At 72.4% G+C, this 16,722-nt stretch carries 13 protein-coding genes; 10 read left to right on the top strand and 3 right to left on the bottom strand.

Going from position 1 to position 16,722, the window contains the following annotated elements; genetic code table 11:
• Positions 1–35 precede the first annotated feature (35 nt).
• Complete coding sequence (locus OG700_RS09025) at positions 36–1,733, top strand: proline--tRNA ligase (RefSeq protein ID WP_405611576.1); 1,698 nt, start codon at positions 36–38, stop codon at positions 1,731–1,733.
• 188 nt (positions 1,734–1,921) lie between these two features.
• Here the strand turns inward: OG700_RS09025 and OG700_RS09020 are convergent, their stop codons facing one another.
• Genes OG700_RS09020 through OG700_RS09010 form a run of 3 tightly spaced genes read right to left on the bottom strand, consistent with a single transcriptional unit; the run spans position 1,922 to position 3,884 of the window.
• Entirely contained in the window at positions 1,922–2,818 is an 897-nt protein-coding gene (locus OG700_RS09020) for an aminoglycoside phosphotransferase family protein (protein WP_405611573.1), read from the bottom strand.
• 32 nt (positions 2,819–2,850) lie between these two features.
• A complete protein-coding gene (locus OG700_RS09015; protein ID WP_405611570.1) occupies positions 2,851–3,276 on the bottom strand; it encodes a DUF4439 domain-containing protein in 426 nt (141 codons plus the stop codon).
• A complete protein-coding gene (locus tag OG700_RS09010) occupies positions 3,273–3,884 on the bottom strand; it encodes a hypothetical protein (protein WP_405611567.1) in 612 nt (203 codons plus the stop codon). Before OG700_RS09010 ends, OG700_RS09015 begins: the two co-directional genes overlap by 4 nt.
• Positions 3,885–4,037: 153 nt before the next feature.
• Between OG700_RS09010 and rimP the strand changes: the two genes are divergently transcribed.
• The 9 genes from rimP to OG700_RS08965 all read left to right on the top strand — a co-directional run bounded on the left by rimP (position 4,038) and on the right by OG700_RS08965 (position 16,668).
• Entirely contained in the window at positions 4,038–4,535 is a 498-nt protein-coding gene (gene rimP, locus OG700_RS09005; protein WP_405611564.1) for a ribosome maturation factor RimP, read from the top strand.
• A 2-nt stretch (positions 4,536–4,537) separates the two neighbouring features.
• The gene (gene nusA / locus OG700_RS09000; RefSeq protein WP_405611561.1) at positions 4,538–5,578 is read left to right on the top strand and encodes a transcription termination factor NusA; all 1,041 of its coding nucleotides are present in this window, start codon (positions 4,538–4,540) and stop codon (positions 5,576–5,578) included.
• A 384-nt stretch (positions 5,579–5,962) separates the two neighbouring features.
• Positions 5,963–6,313 carry a YlxR family protein gene (locus OG700_RS08995; protein ID WP_405611558.1) on the top strand — a complete coding sequence of 117 codons (351 nt, stop codon included), beginning with the start codon at positions 5,963–5,965 and terminating at the stop codon, positions 6,311–6,313.
• A 77-nt stretch (positions 6,314–6,390) separates the two neighbouring features.
• A complete protein-coding gene (infB, locus tag OG700_RS08990; protein WP_405611555.1) occupies positions 6,391–9,528 on the top strand; it encodes a translation initiation factor IF-2 in 3,138 nt (1,045 codons plus the stop codon).
• Between the two features lie 205 nt (positions 9,529–9,733).
• Positions 9,734–10,027, top strand: a complete 294-nt coding sequence (locus OG700_RS08985; protein ID WP_242574116.1) for a DUF503 domain-containing protein — start codon at positions 9,734–9,736, stop codon at positions 10,025–10,027.
• A 79-nt stretch (positions 10,028–10,106) separates the two neighbouring features.
• Positions 10,107–10,688 carry a 30S ribosome-binding factor RbfA gene (gene rbfA / locus OG700_RS08980; RefSeq protein ID WP_405611551.1) on the top strand — a complete coding sequence of 194 codons (582 nt, stop codon included), beginning with the start codon at positions 10,107–10,109 and terminating at the stop codon, positions 10,686–10,688.
• On the top strand, positions 10,685–11,614 hold the full coding sequence (gene truB, locus OG700_RS08975) for a tRNA pseudouridine(55) synthase TruB (protein ID WP_405611548.1): 930 nt from the start codon (positions 10,685–10,687) through the stop codon (positions 11,612–11,614). The genes rbfA and truB overlap by 4 nt, the downstream gene beginning before the upstream one ends.
• Positions 11,615–11,942: 328 nt before the next feature.
• Positions 11,943–15,671 carry a serine protease gene (locus OG700_RS08970; RefSeq protein WP_405611545.1) on the top strand — a complete coding sequence of 1,243 codons (3,729 nt, stop codon included), beginning with the start codon at positions 11,943–11,945 and terminating at the stop codon, positions 15,669–15,671.
• Between the two features lie 43 nt (positions 15,672–15,714).
• Entirely contained in the window at positions 15,715–16,668 is a 954-nt protein-coding gene (locus OG700_RS08965) for a bifunctional riboflavin kinase/FAD synthetase (protein ID WP_405611542.1), read from the top strand.
• The last annotated feature ends 54 nt before the right edge of the window (positions 16,669–16,722 follow it).

Genomic DNA, 16,722 nt, shown 5'->3' with positions numbered 1-16,722 from the left:
GCACCACCCGAGAAGAAAACGCAGGAGTGCTTCCCATGTCCCAGGTCCAGCGCATGTCCCGTTTGATGGCCAAGACACTGCGCGACGACCCGGCGGACGCGGAGACCCTCAGCCACAAGCTTCTCGTCCGCGCCGGATACGTGCGCCGCACCTCCGCCGGCCTCTGGAGCTGGCTGCCGCTCGGCAAGAAGGTCCTCGACAACATCGCCCGCGTCGTGCGCGAGGAGATGGACGCCATCGGGGCGCAGGAAGTACTGCTGCCGGCGCTGCTTCCCAAGGAGCCCTACGAGGCGAGCGGTCGCTGGGACGAGTACGGCGACCTGCTCTTCCGGCTCAAGGACCGCAAGGGCGGCGACTATCTCCTCGGCCCGACCCACGAGGAGATCTTCACCCTGGTCGTCAAGGACCAGTGCACGTCCTACAAGGACCTGCCGGTGATGCTCTACCAGATCCAGACGAAGTACCGGGACGAGGCGCGGCCCCGCTCCGGCGTGCTGCGTGGCCGCGAGTTCCAGATGAAGGACTCGTACTCCTTCGACACCACGGACGAGGGCCTCGCCGAGTCGTACGCGCTCCACCGCGCGGCGTACCAGAAGATCTTCGCGCGCCTCGGGCTCGACTACCGCATCGTCTCCGCCGTCTCCGGCGCTATGGGCGGCTCCGCGTCCGAGGAGTTCCTGGCCCCGGCCGCCGCGGGCGAGGACACCTTCGTCGACTGCCCCAACGGCGACTACGCCGCCAACACCGAGGCCGTCACCTTTTCCACGCCCCCCGTGGACGGGTCGGCGCACGGGGCGCTTGAGGAGCTGGACACCCCCGACACCCCGACCATCGAGACGCTGGCCACCTTCCTCGGCGTGCCGGCCTCGGCGACGCTGAAGAACCTGCTGGTGAAGATCGACGGCGAGATCGCCGCCGTCGGCGTCCCCGGCGACCGCGAGGTGGACCTCGGCAAGCTCGGCGAGCACCTGGCGCCCGCCGTCGTGGAGCTGGTGACGGCCGAGGACTTCGAGGACCGGCCCGAGCTGGTACGCGGCTACGTCGGCCCCCAGGGGCTGAAGATCCGCTACATCGCCGACCCGCGCGTGGCGCCCGGCACCGCCTGGGTCACCGGCGCGAACAAGGCCGACACCCATGCGCGCAACGTCGTCTGCGGACGCGACTTCGAGGTCGACGACTACCTCGACGTCGTGGTGGTCGAGGAGGGCGACCCCTGCCCCGTGTGCGGCGCCGGGCTGAAGCTGGGACGCGCGATCGAGATCGGTCACATCTTCCAGCTCGGCCGCAAGTACGCCGACACCTTCCAGCTCGACGTCCTCGGACAGCAGGGCAAGCCGGTGCGGGTGACCATGGGCTCGTACGGCATCGGTGTCTCCCGCGCCGTCGCCGCGCTCGCGGAGCAGACCGCCGACGAGCAGGGCCTGTGCTGGCCCCGTGAGATCGCCCCGGCGGACGTGCACGTCGTCGCCGCGGGCAAGGCCCTCCAGACGGAACTCGCGGTCGACGTGGCCGAGCAGTTGGCCGCGGCGGGGCTGCGCGTGCTGGTCGACGAGCGCCCCGGTGTCTCGCCGGGGGTGAAGTTCACGGACGCGGAGCTGATCGGCGTTCCGAAGATCCTGGTCGCCGGGCGGCGCTCGGGCGACGGAGTGGTGGAGCTGAAGGACCGCCGCACCGGGGAGCGCGAGGAGCTGACGGTCGCCGAGGCGGTCGCGCGTCTGACGGCCACCGTCTGACGCCGGCGCCGCCCATCGGGGACGAGCACGACGGAGTACGGGGCGCGCGGGCCGGTCCAGGTGATGGGCCGCCCGGCCCGCGCCCCGTAACCCGTCCTCCTGAGGCGGCGGCGCCCGGGAGCGGCGCTGCGCCCCGCCGCAACACCTCCTGGGATGCCTTACCGCCGCAGGGACGGCGGCTCGCCCCGCTACAGCCAGTCGGCGAACTCCAGCAACAGTTCCGCGTCTTGGCGGCGTCCGGCCTCCAGCGCGCGGACGCCCGACTCCACCGCGCGGAAGAGCGTCCAGCCACGCAGCCGGTCGCGGTCGATGTCCAGCGAGTCTGCCAGCTTGTTCACCCTGCGCCGCGTCGCGGAGGCGCCGGACGCCGCCGCCACCAGGTCCTCCACCCGGTCACGTACCAGCCGCGCCAGGTCGTACGCGCGCTCGCCCACCACCGGCACGGGGCCGACCGCGAGCCACGGCGCCCGGTCGCCCGACAGCACCTTGCCCTGGCGGAAGGCGCCGTGGAGCAGCACCAGCTCCGCAGGGCCGGCGGCGAGCAGTTCCGCACGGGCGTCGAGTGCCGCCTCGACGAGCGGGACGACGTACGGGTCCGCCGCCGCACGCATCGCCGCCGCCTGCCGCTCCGTCCGGTCGGCGACCGTTTCGAAACCGTGGTCGGCGACCGGCTCGACCCACAACTTCCGCACCGTACCCGCCGCTTCGAGCAGCGCCTTGGCCTCGGGCAGGGAGCGCAGCGACGTCTCCGAATGGAGCCGTTCCAGGAGCAGTTCACCGTCGGAGCCCGATACGAGCTCCACCGAGCCCCAGCCCTTCCAGTGCGTCAGCGCCGCCCGCTCCGCCTCCGGGGCGGCGAACGGCGGGACGACCTTGAGCGTGGCGGGGGCGCCGTCGGGGCGCCGTACGAGCACCACGAGAGAGCTCCCGCCGCCCGGCGCCACCGCCCGCTCGACCGTCAACTCCCGCCGCTCCACCGCCTCCTGGGCGATCCCGGGCAGCCGCCCGAGCCACCCTCCGGCGACGGACTCCCCGTACGTCTCGCTCAGGGTGCGCACCAGCCGCGGGGGCGGTTCGAAAGCCATACGTGCCTAGATCCCTTTCGGAGCGAGCGGGCTCACAGACGCTCGGCGAGCCCAGGAAAGGCTACGCCGCTGCCCCGCCAGCGCACCGCCCGCACCGCGCTCTCGCGCAGTGCCGCCGCGGCGTCCTGGCGCAGCGGCCCCTCGGCGGCCCGTACGAGGTCGGAGTAGACCCCCGCGATCCGGTCCTCCAGATCGGCGGCGAGCCGTACGGCGGCAGCCGCGTCGGGCACCTTGAAGGGCAGGGCGTACGCGGCGGCGGCGGCGACCGGCTTCCCGCCGAGATCGCGCACCGTCCGCGCGAGAATGTCGCGCCAGCCGCGGTGCGCGTCGTACGCGGCCGCCGCCTGCGCGCGGCGGTCGTCGCCGACCCGACCGCCGACGACCCCGTATCCGTACACCGCCGCGTGCTCCGCGGCGAGGGCGGCCTGGGCGGCGTCCAGCGCGCCGTCACTGCTCACGAGGGGGATCCTTCCGTCAGCAGGTACGCGTGGGCGGCGTCCGCCGCCGCGAGGGAGGCCAGCAGCCGGGCGAGTTCGGGCGGGGCGTGGACGAGCGCGCCGGTGTGCGCGTCGGAGGCACGGCGCTCGGCCGCGGCCAGCGCCCGGACCGCGGCGTCGGGGTCGGCGGCGACGGACGGCGCCGGCCCGGCGTCCCCCTCCCTCTCCCCGTCCCCGGCGTCCCCGGCGGCCGTCCCGAGCGACGGAGCCGACGACGGGGCGGAGGAGGCCGACGTGGACGTCGGGGACGGCTTCGCCGACTCGCCCTCCTTAGGAGGCAGCGGAGGCGACAGGGCGGTCACATGCCGCGCGACGGCGTCCCGCAGCGGCGTCAGCCGCGTGGCCTGATGTGGATGGCGCTGAAGCACCGCGTCGTACTGCCGTAGCAGTTCGCCGCTGGTGCGGGCGGACTTCACCCGTAGTGCCTTCGCGGCCCGGACGGCCGCCGCACTCGTCGGGCCCCCCGATCCGCCGTCGTCGTCCGCGCCGGAACAGGCGGTCAGCAGACCCCCCGCCGCGGCCCCCGCCACCAAGAGCGCACCCCTGCGTGTCGTCCCCGTGTGCCCCACGCGTGTCTCCCTCGGGCCTCGCAGTGATCACCGCAGGCGAGCGTACCCGCGGGTCAGCCGCAGGTGGACGGCAACACCCCCCGCGACCGGATACCCTTTGCCTGACACGCGACGATCCCACAACAGCACACACGCGGCCGAGGAGTCACCCGGATGAGCACCACCCACAGCGAGAGGCTGCGCGGACTGCTGGAACCGCTCGTCAGCGCGAAGGGCCTGGATCTCGAAGAGATCGAGCTGTCCCGGGCGGGCCGGCGTCGTGTGCTGAGGATCGTGGTCGACTCCGACGACGGAGTGGACCTCGACGCGTGCGCCGAGCTGAGCCGCACCATCTCGACGACTCTCGACGAGAGCGACGCGATGGGCGAGGACGAGTACCAACTCGAAGTGACCTCCCCAGGAGCCGACCGCCCGCTGACCGAGCGCCGTCACTACGTACGCGCCGTCGGCCGTCTGGCGAAGATCCAACTGCACGAGGGCGACGAATTCGTGGCCCGCGTCCTCGCGGTGGACGAGGAAGGGCTCGACCTCGAAGTGCCGGGCGTGAAGGGGCGCAAGCCGACCGCCCGCAGGATCGAGTTCGCGTCGATCGCCAAGGCGCGCGTGGAGCTTGAGTTCAATCGCAAGGACAAGAAGGAAGAGGAGGCGTAGCCATGGACATCGACGTGAAGCTCCTGAAGGGCTTGGCACAAGAGAAAGAGATCCCCTTCGACCTGTTGGTCGAGGCGATCGAATCCGCCCTCCTCATCGCCTACCACCGCACCGAGGGAAGCCGCCGTCTGGCCCGCGTCGTGCTCAGCCGCGACAACGGTCACGTAACGGTGTGGGCCAAGGAGGACCCCTCGGAGCTGGAGGAGGGTCAGGAGCCGAAGGAGTTCGACGACACCCCGTCGGACTTCGGCCGTATCGCGGCCACCACGGCGCGGCAGGTCATCCAGCAGCGGCTGCGGGACGCCGAGAACGACGTCACCTTCGGTGAGTACGCGCGCCGAGAGGGTGACGTCGTCGCCGGCCAGGTCCAGCAGGGCAAGGATCCCAGGAACGTCCTCGTACGGCTGGACGACAAGCTGGAGGCCATCCTCCCGGTGCAGGAGCAGGTGCCGGGCGAGGAGTACACGCACGGTCTGCGGCTGCGTACGTTCGTCGTCCGCGTCGCCAAGGGCGTACGGGGCCCGTCGGTGACGCTTTCGCGCACCCACCCCAACCTCGTGAAGAAGCTCTTCGAGCTGGAGGTCCCGGAGATCGCGGACGGCTCCGTGGAGATCTGCGCGATCGCCCGTGAGGCGGGCCACCGCACCAAGATCGCCGTACGGTCCACCCGCTCCGGTCTCAACCCCAAGGGCGCCTGCATCGGCCCCATGGGGTCACGGGTGCGCAACGTGATGGCGGAGCTGCACGGCGAGAAGATCGACATCGTCGACTGGTCGGACGACCCGGCCGAGATGGTCGCCAACGCACTGTCGCCGGCCCGGGTCAGCAAGGTCGAGGTCGTCGACCTCGGCGCCCGCTCCGCGCGGGTGACGGTGCCGGACTACCAACTGTCGCTGGCGATCGGCAAGGAAGGGCAGAACGCCCGTCTCGCCGCCCGCCTCACTGGCTGGCGCATCGACATCCGGCCCGACACGGAGCAGACCGACGGGGCGGAGGACGACGGGGCCGCCGCGGGACGGTCGCCGCGCGGCGACCGGGGCTGACCGAGGCCGACCTGGCGCCACGGGCGGCCCCAGGCGGCCACCCGGCCCCCAGGGGGGCGGCGGAGGGCGACGGGGCCGCGTACAGCGCCGTGCAGGGGGCTGGAATCCGCGACGTACGGGGCGAGTCCCCGCGACGTACACGGTGGTGGCGATCAGCGCCCTCCCGCACTGCGGCCGGTCGGTCACACCGCGTCCGGCCATCGGCGGCCACGGTCGACCGCCGTCGATCGGTTCCGCCCGAAGCGGCCGAGGCGCACGACGTGTCGCGACGTGTGGCGACGTGTGGCGACGGACCAAGCCGAGATCGACCGATTCTTTTTGGCCAGCGAGTGTTCGACCATTGCCCCGAAGAGGTGAGGTCGGCGCGGGGAGGTAGACTTGATGATGTCTGGCCGGACGCAGGCCCGCGCCTGCCCTGAGCGAACCTGCGTGGGATGCCGGGAGCGAGCGGCCAAGAGCGATCTGCTGCGCATCGTGGTGGTCGAGGGTGCTTGCCTCCCTGATCCACGCGGTACGCTGCCCGGCCGGGGCGCGTATCTACACCCCGCCTCGTTCTGTCTCGATCAGGCGGTCCGCCGCCGGGCGTTTCCCCGGGCCTTCAGGGCCAAGGGGCCGCTCGACAGCGCGGAACTGCTCCGATATGTCGAGCAGGCAGCACCGCACGAAGACGTACGGCACGGAACCCCGTGCGATTCAGGTACCTCGCGAGTTGGAAGTAGGTCGAGATTGCGATGAGCACTCGATGAGTACGCGATGAGTACGCCCATGAAGTAGCGACGGTCCGGCGGTAACCCGGACCTAAAAGGAGCGAAGTGGCTAAGGTCCGGGTATACGAACTCGCCAAGGAGTTCGGCGTGGAGAGCAAGGTCGTCATGGCCAAGCTCCAAGAACTCGGTGAATTCGTCCGTTCGGCGTCGTCGACGATCGAGGCGCCGGTTGTACGCAAATTGACTGATGCTTTGCAGGGCCCCGGCGGCAACGCCGCGAAGCCCGCCGCGAAGCCCGGGGCGCCGCGTAAGGCGAGCCCCGCCAAGCCCGCCGCGCCCGCACCGGCGCAGGCGGCACGTCCCGCTGCTCCCAAGCCCGGCGTCCCGGCCCCCAAGCCGGCCGCCGCCGAGGCCCCGCAGAGCAGCACCCCTTCCTCTCCGGCTCCGGCCGCGACGCCCGCCTCCGGCCCGCGTCCCGGTCCGAAGCCCGCAGTGTCGAAGCCCGCGCCGGCTCCGGTGCCCGCGGCCGAGTTCTCGGCCCCGGCTCCGGCCCAGCCGGCGCCGCCGCAGGCGCCCCAGGCCCCGCAGTCTCCGGCGGCCCCGCGCTCCGGTTCGGCCACCCCGGGGCCCCGCCCCACCGGTGGTCCGGCCGCCCGTCCGGCTCCGGCCGGCGGTCAGCGCGACGGCGGTCGTGACGGCGGCCGCGGCGGCGAGCGTCCCGCGCGTCCCGCGGGACAGGGCGCCCGTCCGGGTGCCCGTCCGGCGGGTCCCCGTCCGGGCAACAACCCCTTCACCTCGGGTGGTTCCACCGGAATGGCGCGCCCGCAGGCGCCCCGTCCGGGTGGTGCCCCGCGTCCCGGCGGTGCCGGTGCGCCTGGTGGTCCGCGTCCGCAGGGCGCCGGTCAGGGCGGTCCCCGTCCGCAGGCCGGTGCCGGTGGCCAGGGCGGTCGCCCCAGCCCCGGTGGTATGCCCCGTCCGGGTGGTGCCCCGCGTCCCGGTGGCGCTCCCGCCGGTAACCGTCCGAACCCGGGCATGATGCCGCAGCGTCCCGCCGCGGGTCCGCGTCCCGGCGGTGGCCCCGGCGGAGGCCGTGGTCCCGGTGGCGCCGGTCGGCCCGCCGGTGGCGGTGGCGGCGGTCGTCCCGGTGGCGGCGGTGGTTTCGCCGGTCGTCCCGGTGGCGGTGGCGGCGGTGGCTTCGCCGGTCGTCCCGGTGGCGGCGGCGGTGCGCCGGGTCGTCCCGGTGGCGGCGGTTTCGGTGGCGGCGGTGGCCGTCCCGGTTTCGGCGGACGTCCGGGTGGCCCCGGTGGCCGTGGTGGAACACAGGGCGCGTTCGGCCGTCCCGGTGGACCGGCCCGTCGTGGCCGTAAGTCGAAGCGGCAGAGGCGCCAGGAGTACGAGGCCATGCAGGCCCCGTCGGTCGGCGGCGTGATGCTGCCGCGTGGCCAGGGACAGGTTGTCCGGCTGTCGCGCGGTGCGTCGCTCACCGACTTCGCGGAGAAGATCAACGCCAACCCGGCGTCGCTCGTCGCCGTGATGATGAACCTCGGCGAGATGGTCACTGCCACGCAGTCCGTCTCCGACGAGACCCTGCACGTGCTCGCCGGCGAGATGAACTACGTCGTCGAGATCGTCAGCCCGGAGGAGGAGGACCGCGAGCTTCTCGAGTCCTTCGACATCGAGTTCGGCGAGGACGAGGGCGGCGAGGAGTTCCTCGTCGCGCGTCCGCCGGTCGTGACCGTCATGGGTCACGTCGACCACGGTAAGACCCGGCTGCTCGACGCCATCCGTAAGACGAACGTCGTCGCGGGCGAGGCCGGCGGTATCACGCAGCACATCGGCGCGTACCAGGTCGCCACCGAGGTCAACGACGAAGAGCGCAGGATCACCTTCATCGACACCCCGGGCCACGAGGCGTTCACCGCCATGCGTGCCCGTGGTGCCAAGTCCACCGACATCGCGATCCTCGTGGTGGCGGCGAACGACGGTGTGATGCCCCAGACGATCGAGGCGCTGAACCACGCCAAGGCGGCCGACGTGCCGATCGTGGTCGCGGTCAACAAGATCGACGTCGAGGGCGCGGACCCGACCAAGGTGCGCGGTCAGCTGACGGAGTACGGCCTCGTGGCCGAGGAGTACGGCGGCGACACCATGTTCGTCGACATCTCCGCCAAGCAGGGTCTGAACATCGACAGCCTGCTTGAGGCCGTGGTCCTCACGGCGGACGCCTCGCTCGACCTCCGGGCCAACCCGGAACAGGACGCGCAGGGTATCGCCATCGAGGCGCACCTCGACCGCGGTCGCGGCGCCGTCGCCACCGTGCTCGTCCAGCGCGGCACGCTGCGCGTCGGCGACACGATGGTCGCCGGTGACGCGTACGGCCGTGTCCGGGCGATGCTCGACGACAACGGGAACAACGTCGAGGAAGCGGGTCCCGCGACCCCCGTCCTGGTCCTGGGACTCACCAACGTCCCCGGCGCCGGCGACAACTTCCTGGTCGTCGACGAGGACCGCACCGCGCGGCAGATCGCCGAGAAGCGTGCCGCTCGTGAGCGGAACGCGGCCTTCGCCCGTAAGGGCGTCCGGTTCTCCCTGGAGAACCTGGACGAGGCCCTCAAGGCCGGCCTGGTGCAGGAACTCAACCTCATCATCAAGGGCGACGCGTCCGGTTCGGTGGAGGCTCTTGAGTCCTCGCTGCTCCAGCTCGACGTCGGTGAAGAGGTCGACATCCGGGTTCTGCACCGCGGCGTCGGTGCGGTCACGGAGTCCGACATCGACCTGGCGATGGGCTCCGACGCCATCGTCATCGGCTTCAACGTGCGCGCCGCGGGGCGTGCCTCGCAGATGGCCGACCGCGAGGGTGTCGACGTCCGCTACTACTCGGTGATCTACCAGGCCATCGAGGAGATCGAAGCGGCCCTCAAGGGCATGCTCAAGCCGGAGTACGAGGAGATCGAGCTCGGTACGGCGGAGATCCGCGAGGTCTTCCGCTCGTCCAAGCTCGGCAACATCGCGGGTGTTCTCATCCGGTCCGGCGAGGTCAAGCGCAACACGAAGGCCCGGCTCATCCGCGACGGCAAGGTCATCGCGGAGGACCTCAACATCCAGGGTCTGCGCCGCTTCAAGGACGATGTCACCGAGATCCGCGAAGGCTTCGAGGGCGGTATCAACCTCGGAAACTTCAACGACATCAAGATCGACGATGTCATCGCGACGTACGAGATGCGCGAGAAGCCGCGCGGCTGACGTACGCCGGTGGTGCCCACCACCGCGTGACTGACGTGACGTGGTGCCGATGCCGCCCGGGTCCTGCTCGGGCGGCATCGGCGGTCCGGGGCCGGTCGACGGTGCTTAATCCGTCGATCGGCCCCGGACCTTCCGTGTACGGTTTGTGTGCCCCTGCCAAGCGCTGGCGGGCCCGACCCCGTACCGGCGGGACATCCGGATACACATGTATGTGGGGACACTGTCCTTCGACCTGCTTCTCGGCGACGTACGGTCGCTGAAGGAGAAACGCTCCATCGTCCGGCCGATCGTCGCCGAGCTCCAGCGGAAGTTCGCGGTGAGTGTGGCGGAGACCGGCGACCAGGATCTTCATCGCAGGGCCGAGATCGGTCTCGCGGTGGTGTCCGGGGACACGGCGCATCTGAGGGACGTTCTGGACCGGTGCGAGCGCATGGTCGCCGGCCGTCCGGAGGTGGAGCTGCTGTCGGTACGACGGCGGCTGCACGGAGACGACGACTGATCCGCCCGGCTTCGAGCAGGCGACGGTCGTGGCAGCAAGAGCAGCAGACAAGAAACCCAGAAGGAAGAGTGACGGACCGGTGACCGACAACGCGCGGGCCCGCAAGCTGGCCGACCGCATCCAGGTCGTGGTCGCGGAGACCCTGGACCGGCGAATCAAGGATCCGAGGCTTGGCTTCGTGACGATCACGGATGCCCGGGTCACCGGCGACCTGCGGGAGGCCACGGTCTTCTACACGGTCTACGGCGACGACGAGGAGCGCGCGGCGTCCGCCGCCGCCCTGGAGAGCGCCAAGGGCGTGCTGCGCTCCGAGGTGGGCCGCCAGACCGGCGTCCGCTTCACGCCGACGCTGGCGTTCGTCCCGGACGCGCTGCCGGACAACGCGCGCACCATAGAGGATCTTCTCGACAAGGCGCGCGCCAAGGACGCCGAGGTGCGTGAGGTGTCGACCGGTAAGACCTACGCGGGCGAGGCCGACCCTTACCGCAAGCCCGGTGACGAGGGCTACGAGGAGGACGCCGAGGCCGAGATCGGGTCCGGGACCGGGGCTGAGGCCGGGTCGGAGGACGACGGCGCGGCCAAAGCCGGCGAGGACCGCGATGACGGCACCGACGGGGACGACACGGACGGGGACGACACGGACGGCGCCGCCGCTAAATGACACAGCAACTCCCCACGCCCGACGGCCTTGTCATCGTGGACAAGCCGTCGGGCTTCACTTCGCACGACGTCGTGGCCAAGATGCGCGGCATCGCCAAGACCCGCCGCGTCGGCCACGCCGGCACGCTCGATCCCATGGCGACGGGCGTCCTCGTCCTCGGCGTGGAACGGGCCACCAAGCTGCTGGGGCATCTCGCCCTGACGGAGAAGGAATACCTCGGCACCATCAGGCTGGGGCAGAGCACCGTCACCGACGACGCCGAGGGCGAGATCACCTCGTCCACCGACGCGTCCGGCGTCACCCGCGAGGGCGTCGACGCCGGGGTGGCCGCCCTCAGCGGCGCGATCATGCAGGTGCCGTCCAAGGTCAGCGCCATCAAGATCGACGGGAAGCGGTCGTACGCACGCGTACGGGGCGGCGAGGAGTTCGAGATCCCGGCCCGACCGGTGACCGTCTCCTCGTTCCAGGTGTACGACGTCCGCGCGGACGTCGCCGAGGACGGTACGCCCGTGGTCGACCTGGTCGTCTCGGTCGTCTGCTCCTCCGGTACGTACATCCGCGCTCTCGCACGCGACCTCGGCGCGGGACTCGGCGTCGGGGGGCATCTCACGGCGCTGCGCAGGACCAGGGTCGGTCCGTACGGTCTCGACGAGGCCAAGACGCTTGACCAGCATCAGGAACGGTTGACCGTCATGCCGGTGGCCGACGCCGCCGCGACCGCCTTTCCGCGCTGGGACGTCGACGAGAGGCGCGCGAAGCTGCTGCTCAACGGCGTACGGCTGGACATGCCCGGGCGTCGGGACGGGGGCGCGGGCGGAGGCGCGGTCGGCTCCGGGCCTGTGGCCGCGTTCGGGCCCGACGGGCGGTTTCTGGCGCTGGTGGAGGAGCAGGGCGGCAAGGCGAAGAGTCTGGCCGTTTTCGGCTGATCGGACACCTGCCCCGTCGCTGTCGGGGCTGGGGCGTCGGTCCGGCGCGGGTCCCGGCGCGGGTCCGGCGAGGTGGAATTGAGGGTCCGAGGCGCGGGCCGGCGTGGGTACGGCTTCGCGGCCTCGCCGCCCGGCGTGTGCGGGCCGCACCGTGGAGCGGGCACGACGGCCCCGCCCGCTCCACGATCCCCCTCCCAGGAGGTCTGTCCACACGGTCTTCGGGATTCACTCCATCGGGCGGGCGCTCGGAGTGGAAAGAGGGTGCACGGGGGGCGCCTTCGGCTCACGTCCTTCTCCGGCTGATCAACATCCACCTACCGTCGAGGCCATGAGTAGCGGGGACCGGGCGACGCTGGTGCGGATCTGTGATCTGGCGGGCAGGCCCCGCGGGACCGGCTTCGTCGCCGACGCCATGGGGACGGTCGTGACCAGTCACGAGGCCGTCGACGGCCTCGTGCGACTGGTTCTGCACGCCGCGGGGGAGCGGACCTGTCTGGCCGGCGCCGACGCGATCGTTCCGCTGCCGGAGGTCGGACTGGCGCTCGTACGCACCGAAGGGCTCGACGTGCGACCCCTGCCGATCTCCCGCCGGAGCGGTGTCGAGGCGGGGACATACGTACGGATCGCCGCGCACGGGTGGCGTCAGGCGCGCGTGCTGGGCGCGGTCCCGGCCACCTACACGGCGACCGATCGGTTCCATCTGCTGAACACGGTGCTGGAGTTGGCGATCGGCACAGGCGGCAGCGACGCTCTGCGGCTGGGCGGCGAGGCCGCGGGCGGGCCGGTGCTGGACGCCGGGACGGGCGCCGTACTGGGCGTCATCGGTACGGCACTGCACACGGAGCACCGTGCCGCCGGACTGGCGCTCCCGCTGCGGGCAGCCGCCGAGGCGGACCCGGCGGGAGCGCTGGCGGCGCTGCTGCGCCTCAACGAGGCCACCGTCCCCGGCTACGGACACGACCTCAACCTCGCCGGTGTGCTGCAACTCACGGCTGCTGCTGCGGTTGTTGCGGAGGCGGCGGCGGTCGGGAGCGGGGCCGCGCGTGGTGGGGCAGGGGGCGGGGCCGGTGGCCCGGCCGGCGCGCCGGGTTTCGTCGAACGGGCGAACACGTCGCGCGAGTTGAGTGCTTTCACCGGCGGGCCGTCCGACGGCGCCGCAGCCTCCGACGCGCTCGTCCTGGGACTGGTGGGCGATCCGGGCACCGGCCGTACGACCGAACTCGCCGCATTCGACGCCCGCCGTGCTCACGGGGCGGCACCCGCTCCCACCGTCCGGCTGCGCGGCGCCGATCTGCGCGCTGGTGACACGTCCCTCGCCGACGCGCTGAGCCGTGCGCTGTGCGCGGCGGGCCGCACCGTCATCGCCTCCGGGGCGCCCGACTGCGCCGCGTACGTGAGCCTCGCGCAAGTGGCGAGTCTCGCGCGGGGCGCGGGGCGCCCGCTGCTCGTCCTGCTCGACGGGCCGGAGGAGATGCCGCCGCAGTTGGCCCAGACGTTGCCGGACTGGACGGCGCGCACCGTCGACTGGCTCCGTACGCGGGGCGCCAAGCTGGTTGTGGCCTGCCGCCCCGAGTTCTGGGAGCGGGCAGGAGCGCTCTGTCCGCCGGACGTACTGCACCGCCCCGCCCGCGCCGCCCGGCGGCTGCCTCCCGCCGTACGTCTCGGCGACCTGCGGCCGGCGGAGGCCGAACGTGCCCGCGAGCTGTACGGGATCCCCGCCGGGGCGCTCGCCGACGCCGAGGCCGCCCACCCCCTGTCGCTGCGCCTGATGGCCGAGCTGCGAGAGGCACTGTCCGGCGACGTACCGGGGCGGCCCGACCGGGCGGACATCTTCACCGCGCATCTGGACCTGACGTCTCTGCGGATCGCGCGACGGCTCGCCGCGGCGTCCGCGCCGGAATTGGGCGGTGCCGCTCTCCGCAGGCTGGCCGCGAGGGTGACGGGGCAGGCGCATGAGGCGGCGCGGCGCTGTCTCGGCCCCGGACGGGGCGAGTTGGACCGCGACTCGTTCGACACGATCTTCCCCCGGCGCACGGGCTGGGCCGCCGCCGTCCTCACGGAGGGCCTGCTGGTCCCCGCCGGCGACGGATACCGCTTCGCCCACGAGGAGTTGGGCGACTGGCTCCAGGGCATCCACCTCGACGTCGACGCCGCCCTGCACGTCCTGGTCCACCACGCCTGTCCGGCCGACGGCACAACTGTCCCCGCGCAGCGCACTCCGGCGTCGGTGCCACGCCACCACAACGCGCGGCCGTACGGATCACGCGGCCCCGTACGGCGCGCCCTGACCGTCCCGACGCACCGTATCGGCCCGGTGGTGCACGCACTCCTGCTCCTCGGCCGCGATTCCGGCCCCGCCGAGCTGGGGCTCCGACTGGACGGCCTGATCGACGCCTTGGACCGCCTCGGCGACGGACCGGGCGACGCAGCCGGCGATGGTCCCGGCGGCGGAGTACCGCACACAGCCGTCGGCACCGTGCGGTCCGAAGGGGCACAGCTCGTCGACGCCCGCTGGTGGGGCGCTCACCTTCTCGGGGAGGTGTTGCTGCGGGTTCCCGACACGGGGTCCTACCTCCCGGTGCTGAGACGTCTGGCCGCACGGATCACTGAGCGCTCCGTGCGCGAGGGAGGGCCGCACCGTCTCGGTGGGCTCACCGAGTTCGGCCCCTGGTTCTGGACACAGCTACGGGTGGACGAGGCCGTGCGCACGGACCTCCTGAGGGTCCTGCTGCCTGCCGACGGGGCGCCCGAGGCGCCGGGTGTCCGCTCGCGGTATCTGGACGCCGCGGCCGACCTGCTGGACGCCGACCCCAGAGCCGTACAGCCACGGCTGTGCCGCTGGTTCACCGACGAGCGCGCACTGCCCACAGCGCCCCACGCGGCGGTACGCCCCACCGTCGCCACCGCGGCGCAGGCCCTGCTGCATTCGCGGCGGTACCTCGCCGTCGACGACCTCACCGAGGCGCTTGTCGTCGCCGCCCACCCCCGCGCCGACGAACTGCTCACCGCCCTGGCCGAGGACGAGCCGTCGGCGCTCTGCCGCGCCGTCGACCGCTGGGCGCACGACGGGCGGCCGGAACGCCGCTCGGCCGCCGCCGTCCACGCGCAACTGACCGCCCGCCACGTCACCGGCACCGCCGACCGCGAACTGCTGCGCCACGCCGCCCTCGCCCTGCTCGCCGACCCTCGCACCCACGGTGCGGCGCTCGGCCTCCTCGTACGGGACCCGGTGACCCGCCCGCGCCATCTGGACCGGGCCGTCGCCGCCTTCGGGCGGGGCGACGCCGGGCTGCCGGCGAGCGCGCTGGCCGACGCGCTCGGCACACACCCCGAGCTCGTTCTCGCCGCCTTCCGCACGCGACTGCACAATCCGGCGGCCGACCCCACCGAGCCACTGACCGCTCTCGCCGAACTCCGCGCGCCCCAACTCACCCACCACGCCGCCGCACTTGTCGGCGAATACGTCGCCCGAAGGCCGGATGCGGCCGGACACGCCGCGCGGTTCGTCGCTCGCCGGCTGGAGCAGGGGCCGGCCGCCAGGACGGCGCTCCTGCCCCTCGTGACGGGGATGATCCTGCACCGCCCCGTCGAGGTGCGTGCGGCCCTGGCGCCGGTGCTCGCGGCACCCGGCGGCCGTGTCTCACGCCCGTTGCGGGCCGAGCTGCTCGACGTACTCCTGGCGTACGAGCGCCGCCACGGCGCCGACCCGCACACCAACGGGGCACGGCAGGAGACGCCGGTGCTGGACGCCCTGCTGCGGGCCGCCGCCGGCGGGTCCGCAGAACGAGCCGAGGCCCGTACCCACGACCTCGTGCTCCGCACCGGGCTGCTACTGGTCCGCACCCCCGACGGGGCCACGCGATTCGACCGGTGCCTGGTCGGTCTCGCCCGTGAGATGCCCGGATTCGCCGCACTTGTCGCCGCTTGGCTCGCCGAAGATCCGAAGCAGTGGGCGACGGTGGTCGGGCCGAGTGCGCGCAAGTCCGTCATGTCGCTCGGTACCCCGATGCCGATGCGGGTCAAAAGCCACGGGCATGGCAGTCTTAGACCAGCGTAAGAGGGATTCACGTACACGGGTTCGGGCGAGGAGAGCGGTCACAGTGCAGCGCTGGCGCGGCTTGGAGGACATCCCCCAGGACTGGGGACGCAGCGTCGTCACCATCGGCTCCTACGACGGGGTGCACCGCGGACACCAGCTGATCATCGGCCGCACCGTCGAGCGGGCGCGGGAGCTGGGAGTGCCCTCGGTGGTCGTGACGTTCGACCCGCACCCCAGCGAGGTTGTCAGGCCGGGCACCCATCCGCCGCTGCTCGCGCCGCACCACCGGCGGGGCGAGCTGATGGCGGAGCTGGGTGTGGACGCGGTGCTCGTCCTGCCGTTCACGGCCGAATTCTCCAAGCTGTCGCCCGCCGACTTCATCGTGAAGGTGCTCGTCGACAAGTTGCACGCGAGCGCCGTCATCGAGGGGCCGAACTTCCGCTTCGGTCATCGTGCGGCCGGCAACGTCGCCTTCCTGGCCGAGCTGGGCGCGACGTACGACTACGAGGTCGACGTCGTCGACCTGTACGTGAGCGGTGCGGCGGGCGGCGGCGAGCCCTTCTCGTCGACCCTGACCCGGCGGCTGATCGCCGAGGGCGACGTCGCGGGCGCGGCCGAGATCCTGGGCAGACCGCACCGCGTCGAGGGCGTGGTGGTTCGCGGCGCGCAACGCGGGCGCGAACTCGGCTACCCGACGGCCAATGTGGAGACCCTGCCGCACACCGCGATTCCGGCGGACGGCGTGTACGCGGGCTGGCTGACCGCCGACGGCGAGCGGATGCCGGCGGCGATCTCGGTCGGTATGAACCCGCAGTTCGACGGCACGGAGCGGTCCGTGGAGGCGTACGCCATCGACCGGGTGGGGCTTGAGCTGTACGGGCTGCACGTCGCCGTGGACTTCCTGTCCTACGTGCGGGCGCAGGAGACGTTCGACTCCATCGAGTCGCTGCTGGAAGCCATGGCCGACGACGTGAAGCGTTCGCGCGCCCTCATCGCCGCGTACGACGCACGCTGACGAGACCACGCGAGGCCCCAACTCGGGCACCGTATGTCCGAGTTGGGGGCGTAC

The sequence above is a fragment of the Streptomyces sp. NBC_01508 genome, assembly GCF_045040315.1.
In the GTDB taxonomy this organism is placed as follows: Bacteria; Actinomycetota; Actinomycetes; order Streptomycetales; family Streptomycetaceae; genus Streptomyces.
This window is presented reverse-complemented; position numbering and strand designations above follow the sequence as displayed.

Excerpts from the sequence above, each read along its gene's own strand:
- rimP (WP_405611564.1), top strand. The coding sequence starts at position 4,038 with ATGAGCACCACCCACAGCGAGAGGCTGCGCGGACTGCTGGAACCGCTC.
- truB (WP_405611548.1), top strand. The coding sequence starts at position 10,685 with ATGACACAGCAACTCCCCACGCCCGACGGCCTTGTCATCGTGGACAAG.
- OG700_RS09025 (WP_405611576.1), top strand. The coding sequence starts at position 36 with ATGTCCCAGGTCCAGCGCATGTCCCGTTTGATGGCCAAGACACTGCGC.
- OG700_RS08995 (WP_405611558.1), top strand. The coding sequence starts at position 5,963 with ATGTCTGGCCGGACGCAGGCCCGCGCCTGCCCTGAGCGAACCTGCGTG.
- OG700_RS08970 (WP_405611545.1), top strand. The coding sequence starts at position 11,943 with ATGAGTAGCGGGGACCGGGCGACGCTGGTGCGGATCTGTGATCTGGCG.
- OG700_RS08985 (WP_242574116.1), top strand. The coding sequence starts at position 9,734 with ATGTATGTGGGGACACTGTCCTTCGACCTGCTTCTCGGCGACGTACGG.
- OG700_RS09020 (WP_405611573.1), bottom strand. The coding sequence starts at position 2,818 with ATGGCTTTCGAACCGCCCCCGCGGCTGGTGCGCACCCTGAGCGAGACG.
- nusA (WP_405611561.1), top strand. The coding sequence starts at position 4,538 with ATGGACATCGACGTGAAGCTCCTGAAGGGCTTGGCACAAGAGAAAGAG.